Raw genomic sequence first — 9,476 nt, 5'->3', positions numbered from 1 at the left:
CGTGGATCCGTTCAACCTGCTACGGCGCGGCATACACTGGGAGTATTCCGATCGCGCCTTCCTGTTCGCGTGCCTGGGATGGAGATGAGCGGATGAGCGGAAAAGCGCCGCCGCTGGTCTTGCATGTCATGCATCATCTGGTCACCGGGGGCCTGGAAAATGGCGTGGTCAACCTGATCAACCATATGCCCGAATCGGCCTTCCGGCATGGCATCGTCTGCATCGAAGATTATTCGGACTTCCGCGACCGCATCGTTCGCCGCGACGTGGACGTCATTGCCCTGAAGCGCAGCCGCATCGGCGTGTGGGCGATGCGCCGCGAGATCTACAAGCTATGCCGCCTGCTCCAGCCAGCTATTCTGCATACACGTAACCAGTCCGCTCTCGATGCCCTGTTGCCGGCACGGCTGGCGGGCGTGCGCCATGCCGTCCATGGCGAGCACGGCTGGGATGTCGACAACTTGCGCGGCGACCAGTGGAAGCCGGCGCTGCTGCGCCAGCTGCATTCACCGTTGATCGACCGCTATGTCACGGTCTCGAAAAACCTGCGAAGCTACCTGACCGGGCGCGTGGGCATCGCTCCCGCGAGGATCAGCCAGATCTACAACGGCGTCGACACGACCCGCTTCACGCCCCGGGAAAACGGCCCCCGCTGCGCCATGCCCGCAGCTTACGCGCGCGGCGATGCGATCATCATAGGCACGGTCGGCCGCATGCAGCCCGTCAAGGATCAAGCCACCCTGCTGCGCGCCTTTGCCAGCCTGGCGCCGCTTCACGCCAGGGCGCGCCTCGTGATGGCCGGCAGCGGCCCGCTGTCGGCGGACCTGCGCGCATTGGCCGCCGCGCTAGGCGTCGGGGAGCGCGTGTGGTTTCCCGGCACCTTGCACGACGTCGCCGGGGCCTTGCGCAATTTTGACGTCTTCGTCCTGCCTTCCTTGTCGGAAGGGATCTCGAATACCTTGCTCGAGGCCATGGCCAGCGGCGTGCCGGCCCTCGCCACCAGCGTGGGCGGCAATCCCGAGCTGGTCCAGGAAGGGCTTACGGGCCGGCTGTTCCAGCCTGGCGACGTGCCCGCCCTGAGCCGGCTCCTGGACGACTACATGACGCAACCTGCCTTGCGCCTCGCGCACGGCGCCGCCGCGCGGCGCGCGGCCGTCGACCATTTCAGCCTGCCCGCCATGGTCGCTCATTACCAGTCGGTGTACCAGCGGTTGTGTCATTAGCGGGCGCCGAGAGTGGTCCATCTGCGCAAAAAACGTTCCTGCCCCCACCGCTATGTACGCAAACGTACGGACTGCGGCCGCCCAAGAGCACATGCTGCAGGCAGACCATCACTTCCCCTCCCGCCGCCAGCGCCCTGCGCGACACGGCAGTCGGGTCGCCTGGTCAGCTCTCCCCGCCACACCGCCATGCGAAACTCGCGCCCGACGCCGTCGAGCCGTTCCGTACATTACGGCTCACCGCCAAAGGATGCATCATGAAAACTACCCTGATATTGCTCGCGCTCGCCTCTACCCTCGCCCTGACCGCTTGCCAGCGCGAAGCGCCACCTGCGCCCACCGTCGTCCAAGTCGTTCCCGGCCCTGCCGGCGCGCCTGGTCCTGCCGGCGCCACCGGCGCCACGGGCGCTGAAGCCCCTGCCGGCGCGACCGGTGCCACCGGCGCCACTGGCCAGACCGGCGACAGCGGTGCCGCCGGCTACGATGGCGCCAAGGGCGCTACCGGCGCGCAAGGCAACGATGGCGCCAAGGGCGACGACGGTGCCAAGGGCAAGACGGGCGACACGGTGATTGTCGTTCCACAACGCTAATACCGTTAGCGCCGGTCATCACCGGCAACCTTGTTTCCCCACAACGCCAACCCCTGCGGTTGGCGTTGCTCCGTATGCGCTGTACCGCACAGTAACATCGGCCGCATCGGCCTATCCTGTTCTTATTCCACAGGGAGATATCGCATGCTGACGATCATACTGATGGTGGCCCTCCTGGGCTTGGCTTTACTGTTCGCGCCCGGCCCCGTGCGCCGCGCACTGATTACCCCGCACCTGCTGGCCCTGTTCAAACGCATCTTGCCAAGCATGTCCGGCACGGAACGCGACGCCCTCGAGGCGGGTACCACCTGGTGGGATGCGGATCTGTTTTCCGGCAAGCCCGACTGGACAAAATTGCTGGCGTATGGACGCGCTTCGCTCACCGTCGAGGAGCGCCACTTTCTCGACCACGACGTCGAGCGCCTGTGCGAACTGGTCGACGACTGGGAAACGCAGCAGCAACTCGACTTGCCACCGCAAGCCTGGGCCTACATGAAAAGCCAGGGTTTCCTCGGCATGATCATTCCCAAGCAGTACGGCGGCAAGCAGTTTTCCGCCTATATGCATTCGCAGGTGGTGATGAAACTGTCGAGCCGCTGCTCGGCGCTGGCCGTGACCGTGATGGTGCCCAATTCGCTGGGACCGGCCGAATTACTGTTGCACTACGGCACCGAGGAACAGAAAAACCATTACTTGCCGCGCCTGGCCGCCGGCACCGAGATTCCCTGCTTTGCCCTGACCAGCCCGTATGCGGGCTCCGACGCGGCCGCCATCCCCGACCTGGGCGTGGTGTGCATGGGCATGCATGAGGGGAGGCCTACCCTGGGTTTCCGCCTCAGCTGGAACAAGCGCTACATCACCCTGGCGCCCGTGGCGACCTTGCTGGGGCTGGCGTTCCAGACCAGCGATCCCGACCACTTGCTCTCCGACAACGATACGCCCGGCATCACCTGCGCCCTGATCCCCGCCAGCCACGACGGCGTGGTGATCGGCCGGCGCCACCATCCCTTGAACGCCGCGTTCCAGAACGGCCCCACGTCCGGCAACGATGTCTTCATCCCCATCGACTGGGTCATCGGCGGCCAGGCGCAAGTGGGCAAAGGCTGGCGCATGCTGATGGAATGCCTGGCGGCCGGACGCGCCATCTCTCTGCCCTCGTCCAGCGTGGGCATGGGCAAGATGGCCGTGCGCGGCACCGGCGCGTATGCGGCCGTGCGGCGCCAGTTCAACATGCCGATCGGCAAGTTCGAGGGGGTACAAGAAGCGCTGGCCCGCATGGGCGCCAACCTGTACCTGATGGACGCGGCCCGTACCCTGGCCGCGCACGCCGTCGACCTGGGCGAGAAGCCGGCCGTCATTTCCGCCATCGTCAAATACCACGTCACGGAGCGGGGCCGCGCGCTCGTCAACGACGGCATGGACATTCTTGGCGGCAAGGGCATCTGCGTGGGCCCGAACAATTTCCTCGCCAGCGCCTACCAGCAAATCCCCATCGCGATCACCGTCGAAGGCGCCAACATTCTCACGCGCAGCCTGATCATCTTCGGCCAGGGCGCCATCCGTGCGCATCCGTATGTACTCAGGGAAATGGCCGCCGTCGGCGAAAGCGACGGCCGCAAAGCCCTGCGCGATTTCGATGCGGCCTTCTTCGGCCACGTGGGCTTTGTGCTGGGCAACCTGGCCAGGGGACTGTGGTACGGACTGGGCGGTGCCCGCCTGGCGGCCGTGCCCGACGCCGGCGCACCCGCACTGGCGCCCTACTACCGCGCCCTGACACGGCTGTCGACGGCGTTTGCCGTCATGACGGATATGTCGATGTTCGTGCTCGGTGGCGAACTCAAGCGCCGCGAGCGGCTGTCCGCCAGATTGGGCGACGTGCTGGCGCAACTGTACCTGGCTTCGTCCGTACTGAAGCGCTACGAGGATGATGGCCGGCCCGAGGCCGACCTGCCCTACGTGCACTGGTCACTGCAGGATGCGCTGGTCCAGGCGCAGCAGGGCTTGACGGGCGTACTCGACAATTTCCCCGCGCGCATGCTGGCCGTGCTGCTGCGCACCTTGCTGTTCCCGTTCGGCCTGCCACACCGTCCGCCGTCCGACGAACTGGGCAGCGAGGTGGCGCTGGCCCTGCAAACGCCGGGCGCCGACCGCGAACGCCTGCTGGCCGACGGCCATGTCGCCAGCGACAGCAACGATCCCGTCGCCTGCGCCGAGCGGGCGCTGACCCTGCAGCCCGAGGTCCTGCACATCGAAAAACGCCTGAGGGACACGCCCGAAGGCGCGGCCCTGCGGCACCTGCCGCAAAGCCTGTCCGCCATGCAGCCGTGGCTGGCCGCAACCAAGGCGGCAGGCACCATCAGCTGCCAGGAGCACAACACCTTGCTGGAATATGCGCGCCTGGTCGACGGCTTGATCCAGGTCGACGATTTTCCCACCGATGCGGCACAGCCAAAACACTTGCCTGTGCACAGGGCCGATACCAGCAGCCGTGCAGCCTAAGCCAGATTGCGACCTATACTGAATGGAGCGGGCACGGTGCCCGCTCTTGGCAGAAAGGAGTTGATCATGACGCGCAAATTCATCGATTGCCGGGAGTTCCCAAGTGACACGCATTGCTCGGTTGCCATCTCGGCCGACAGCGAAGAAGAGCTATTGGGCATTGCTGTGGAACACGCAGTCTCGGTACACCATCACCACGACACGCCGGAGCTGCGCCAGCAGCTGCGTCAATTGTTCAAGGACGGCATGCCGCCCGAACACTTGCCCATGACGGGGCAGGCCGGCAGCAGCGGAGCCTCGCACGCACACTAGCCTGCCAGGGCTTGCGCCGGCCTCTGCAAGCGCAAGCCCAGCACGAGCGGCACCAGCGCCGCGTACACGACGATCACCGACAACCAGACGGCGCCGGGCCAGTACGCCCTGACGCCAAAGTAAATGCTGGAAAACACCAGCGGACACAGCACGGATGCCAGGCTCACGGACGAGGCCAACACGCCCTGGAACTGGCCTTGCCGGCCTTCATCAACCTGGCGCGTGGCCAGCGATTGCAGGGCCGGCGCGCCGATGCCGCCCAAGGCGAACACGGGCATGATGGCGAAAACCATCCAGCCGCGGCTGGCAAAGGCCATGACGACCAGCGCGACGCAGGCACAACCGACGCCAGTCAGGATGGTGGTGCGCTCGCCCAGCAGCTTCACGGCCGGGCCGGGCAAAAAAGCCTGGGCCAGCGCCTGGCACACGCCGAAGGCGCCCAGCGACAGGCCGATCCACAACCCGTTCCACTCGAACGCATCGTGGCCCCACAGCGCCCAGCACACGCCATACACTTCGCCGGCCGCGCTGAAGGTAAAGAAGATGGCGGTGATCGGCAGCAAGCTTTTCTGAGAAAACACCCAGCGCAGCGGGCGCAATGGATTCAATGCCGCCAGGTCGATTTTTTCGCGTGTCGGCGTTCGTGATTCGGGCAACGTCAACAACGCCAGCAGCAGGTTGCCGCCATTCAAGATGGCCGCCGCCATGAACGGCAGGCGCAATCCGTAATCGCCGAGCGCGCCACCGAGCACGGGGCCGATGATGAAACCGGCGCCGAACATGGCGTTGAGCAAGCCGAAACGACGCGCCCGCGTCGCTTCAGGGGAAATGTCGGTGATGTAGGCCGTGGCGAGGGAGACGTTGGCGCTCGTCAAGCCGGCGATGGCGCGCCCCAGCAGCAGCATCCACAGGTTGGGCGCAAACGCGAGAAACAGGTAATTGACGGCCGCGCCCGCCAGCGAAAGCAGCAGCACGGGCCGGCGTCCCAGGCGGTCGCTCAGCGCGCCCAGCACGGGCGCGAAAACCAACTGCATCAGCGCGTACAGGGCCGTCATGATGCCGATATACGGCGCCACGTTATCGGCATGCGTGACGTCGCGCAGCAGGGCGGGCAGGATGGGGAAGATCAGGCCGATGCCGATGGCGTCGAGCATGACGGTGGCAAAGATGACAGGCAGTGCTGTCGCCGGAACGGCTATTTTCATATACTCAATCTAAATATGTACTCAGTACATAAATAGTACGCCTGGCTTGGCCGCGCCATCAAGCCTTATCTGTACTCAGTACACTTCGTGTATGATCGCAGCAACATGACGATTCCTTCCGACCTCCGCTCCCGCAAACGCCTTGCCACCCGGCAAGCCATCTCGAATGCTGCCACGCGCTTGTTTTTCGTGCGCGGCTTCGAGCAGGTGACGGTGGACGAGATCGCGGCGGCTGCCAGCGTGGGACGCATGACGGTGTTCAACCACTTTCCCCGCAAGGAAGACATGTTCTTCGACCGCGAGGAAGAGGGACGCGAGCTGCTGCGCGCCGCCTTGCGCCAGCGCGATCCCATGGTGCCCCCGATCGTAACCCTGCGCCTGCTGGCGCACCGGCTGGTGGCCGAAGACAGTCCCTACGTCACGTTTTCCGCCGCCGGCCAGGGTTTTATCGCCACCATCGAGGCCAGCGAGACCCTGAAAGCGCGGGCGCGGGCCATCCGCGACGAACTGGCGCAAGTGGTGGCAACGGCGCTGACCGACAGCACGGGGCGCGACGCGCACGATCCCCAGGCCCGGCTGGCGGCCAGCCTGCTGCTGGCCACCTGGAGCACGGCCCTGATCGAAGCGCACCGTGCCTTCGCGCGGCACGGCGACGCGCAGCTGGCCAAGGCCCGCTTCCTGGCCTTGGTGGACCAGGGGCATGTCGGCCTGAAGGCGGCGTTGGCGGGCACGCCTTACGTCTGAACACCATGGCGCAGGATGTCAATCCCTTGACCCAAGGCAAGGCAATCTGGCGCCAGTCCGCCTACAATCGCCGGCTTTGCCCATCCCATGCGCCACGCTCCCGAACTCCTCCTGCCTGCCGGCTCCCTGGCCAAGATGCATGCCGCCTTCGACTATGGCGCCGACGCCGTCTACGCGGGCCAGCCGCGCTACAGCTTGCGCGTGCGCAATAACGATTTTTCGACCTTGCAAGCCTTGCAAGAAGGCATTGATGGCGCCCATGCGCGCGGCAAGCAGTTCTTTGTCGCGAGCAATATCTTCGCCCACAACGCCAAGCTGAAAACGTATTTGCGCGACATGGAACCGGTGATCGCCATGCGCCCGGACGCGCTGATCATGGCCGATCCGGGCCTGATCATGATGGTGCGCGACAAGTGGCCGGAGATTCCCGTGCACTTATCGGTGCAGGCGAATGCCGTCAACTGGGCCGACGTGAAGTTCTGGCACCGCATGGGGCTGACGCGCGTGATCCTGTCGCGCGAACTGTCGCTCGACGAGATCGAGGAAATCCGCCAGCGCTGCCCGGAAATGGAACTGGAAGTGTTCGTGCACGGCGCCCTGTGCATCGCCTATTCGGGCCGCTGCCTGCTGTCCGGCTATTTCAACCACCGCGATCCGAACCAGGGCACGTGCACGAATTCCTGCCGCTGGGATTACAAGGTCAAGAATGCGGCGGAAGACGCCAGCGGCGACCTGGGCGGCATGCAGGTGGTGCCGCTGGAATTTCACCAGGCGCTGGCCGAAGCCGACAACAATGCCTTTTCCGCCCTGCACCAGCAGCCGCGCCACCCGCTGGCGGACCAGCCATACTTCATCGAAGAAGCGCAGCGCCCGGGCCAGCTGATGCCGATACTCGAAGACGAGCACGGCACCTACATCATGAACTCGAAGGACTTGCGCGCCGTCGAGCATATCGAGCGCCTGGTCAAGATCGGCGTCGATTCGCTGAAGGTGGAAGGCCGCACCAAGTCGCTGTACTACGCGGCGCGCACGGCGCAGGTCTACCGCCAGGCCATCGACGATGCTGTGGCGGGCCGCCCCTTCGACATCAGCCTCTTGGGCCAGCTGCAAGGCCTGGCCAACCGCGGCTACACGGATGGTTTTTACCAGCGCCATCACACGCAGACGCACCAGAACTACATGCGCGGCGCGTCCGAGGCGGACCGCAGCCAGTACGTAGGCGACGTGCTGGACGTGGCCGACGGCTGGGCCAGGGTGGAAGTGAAAAACCGCTTCGCCGTGGGCGACCGCATCGAAGCCCTGCACCCGGGCGGCAACCGCGACTTCACCATCGCCCGCATGCTGGCCGACGATGGCAGCGAGATCCAGGTGGCCCCCGGCAGCGGCCACTTCGTGCGCATCGAACTCGACGGGGCGCTGAATAAAGCCTTGCTGGCCCGCTATTTGTAACCGCCAGTCTGCCGCGCGCGGTGGCGAGCAGTTTCCAAGTGTTTGATTTGACAAGAAAAATTCCAGCCAACACTGCCTAAATAATTTGTTTAGGCTTCAACATTGCTATACGATACGGCCACCCTGCGCCCGGGGGCCTGATCGGCATCCCGGGTGTCCCTGACACGTTCACCGGAATCCCCGATGCCACCTGCCACCTCTGCCCTGATCACCAATGACGCCGTCGTCCTCGGCCTGCTCGCCATGACCCTGGGGGGCGTCTTCTGGACCGCCTCCCGTGCCGACGGCTTCTGGAAAAAGTTTTATACGTATATCCCGTCGCTGCTGATGTGCTATCTGATTCCGGCGCTGCTCAACACGTTTGGCATCATCGACGGCAACGCTTCCGGCCTGTACGCCGTGGCGCGCGACTATCTGCTGCCCAGCGCGCTGGTCCTGCTGTGCGTGGCCATCGATTTCGGCGGCATCCTCCGCCTCGGCCCCAAGGCCATCATCATGTTTCTCACAGGAACACTCGGCGTCATGCTGGGCGCCCTCGTCTCGTTCGAGGCGCTGCGTTTGATCCACCCGGAAACGGTGGCGGGCGACACCTGGCGCGGCATGACCACCGTCGCCGGTTCGTGGATAGGCGGCGGCGCCAACCAGGCGGCCATGAAGGAAGTGTTTGAAGTGGACGCCACCCTGTTCGGCCAGTTCGTCGCCGTCGACGTGCTGGTGGCCAACGTGTGGACGGCCGTGCTGCTGTTCCTGGCCGGCCGCGCGGGCGCCTTCGACCGCTGGACGGGTGCCGATTTGTCCGCCATCAATGCGCTCAAGGACAGCATCGAAAGCTACCGCGCCCAGCACGCGCGCGTGGCCAATCTGACCGACATCATGATCATCCTCGGCGTGGGCCTGGGCGTGACGGGCCTGTCGCACTTCCTGGCCGGCCCCATCATCAGCTGGATCACCACCCTGCCCGCCGCCTGGCGCTTGCAGGATTACAGCCTGACGTCGAACTTCTTCTGGATCGTCGTGCTCGCCACCACCTTCGGCCTGCTGCTGAGCTTTACCCGGGCGCGCAGCCTGGAAGGCGCGGGCGCCTCGACCATCGGCTCGGCCATGCTGTACGTGCTGGTGGCCACCATCGGCATGCACATGGACTTGAAAGCCCTGTTCGACAAGCCTTTCCTGTTCCTGCTGGGCCTGATCTGGATCGCCGTGCACGGCGGCCTGATGCTGCTCGTCGCCAAGCTGATCCGCGCGCCCCTGTTCTTCATGGCCGTCGGTTCGCAGGCGAACATCGGCGGCGCCGCCTCGGCCCCCGTCATCGCCAGCGCCTTCCACCCGGCCCTGGCCCCCGTGGGCGTCCTGCTGGCCGTGCTCGGCTACGCGCTGGGCACCTACGGCGCCTACATCACGGGGCTGATCTTGCGCGGCATGGCGGGGTGATCCACGCGGCAATGGCGGCAACGCCA

At 65.3% G+C, this 9,476-nt stretch carries 8 protein-coding genes; 7 read left to right on the top strand and 1 reads right to left on the bottom strand.

Annotated features, from left to right (window positions below; all coding sequences use genetic code 11):
• Window positions 1-92: 92 nt before the first annotated feature.
• The 4 genes from AC0V2Y_RS27895 (at window position 93) to AC0V2Y_RS27880 (ending at window position 4,621) form a co-directional block, all read left to right on the top strand.
• Entirely contained in the window at window positions 93-1,223 is a 1,131-nt protein-coding gene (locus tag AC0V2Y_RS27895; RefSeq protein ID WP_475418131.1) for a TIGR03088 family PEP-CTERM/XrtA system glycosyltransferase, read from the top strand.
• A 254-nt stretch (window positions 1,224-1,477) separates the two neighbouring features.
• A complete protein-coding gene (locus tag AC0V2Y_RS27890; protein WP_070305493.1) occupies window positions 1,478-1,810 on the top strand; it encodes a hypothetical protein in 333 nt (110 codons plus the stop codon).
• 144 nt (window positions 1,811-1,954) lie between these two features.
• On the top strand, window positions 1,955-4,309 hold the full coding sequence (locus AC0V2Y_RS27885; protein ID WP_475414904.1) for an acyl-CoA dehydrogenase: 2,355 nt from the start codon (window positions 1,955-1,957) through the stop codon (window positions 4,307-4,309).
• Window positions 4,310-4,375: 66 nt separating this feature from the next.
• A complete protein-coding gene (locus AC0V2Y_RS27880; RefSeq protein WP_099665586.1) occupies window positions 4,376-4,621 on the top strand; it encodes a DUF1059 domain-containing protein in 246 nt (81 codons plus the stop codon).
• On the opposite strand, the gene AC0V2Y_RS27875 is transcribed toward AC0V2Y_RS27880, so the two are convergent.
• On the bottom strand, window positions 4,618-5,826 hold the full coding sequence (locus AC0V2Y_RS27875) for a TCR/Tet family MFS transporter (protein ID WP_475414903.1): 1,209 nt from the start codon (window positions 5,824-5,826) through the stop codon (window positions 4,618-4,620). The genes AC0V2Y_RS27880 and AC0V2Y_RS27875 overlap by 4 nt on opposite strands.
• Before the next feature lie 105 nt (window positions 5,827-5,931).
• On the opposite strand from AC0V2Y_RS27875, the gene AC0V2Y_RS27870 reads away from it, so the two are divergent.
• The 3 genes from AC0V2Y_RS27870 to AC0V2Y_RS27860 all read left to right on the top strand — a co-directional run bounded on the left by AC0V2Y_RS27870 (window position 5,932) and on the right by AC0V2Y_RS27860 (window position 9,450).
• Complete coding sequence (locus tag AC0V2Y_RS27870; RefSeq protein WP_475414902.1) at window positions 5,932-6,570, top strand: TetR/AcrR family transcriptional regulator; 639 nt, start codon at window positions 5,932-5,934, stop codon at window positions 6,568-6,570.
• Between the two features lie 87 nt (window positions 6,571-6,657).
• A complete protein-coding gene (gene trhP / locus AC0V2Y_RS27865) occupies window positions 6,658-8,019 on the top strand; it encodes a prephenate-dependent tRNA uridine(34) hydroxylase TrhP (protein WP_475414901.1) in 1,362 nt (453 codons plus the stop codon).
• 183 nt (window positions 8,020-8,202) lie between these two features.
• Window positions 8,203-9,450: a DUF819 family protein gene (locus AC0V2Y_RS27860; RefSeq protein ID WP_475414900.1), complete on the top strand. Its 1,248-nt coding sequence runs from the start codon at window positions 8,203-8,205 to the stop codon at window positions 9,448-9,450.
• Window positions 9,451-9,476 lie beyond the last annotated feature (26 nt).

Source organism: Janthinobacterium sp. BHSEK (assembly GCF_056174685.1).
Note: the sequence above shows the minus strand (reverse complement) of the source record. Positions and strands in the feature narration are given on the sequence as shown.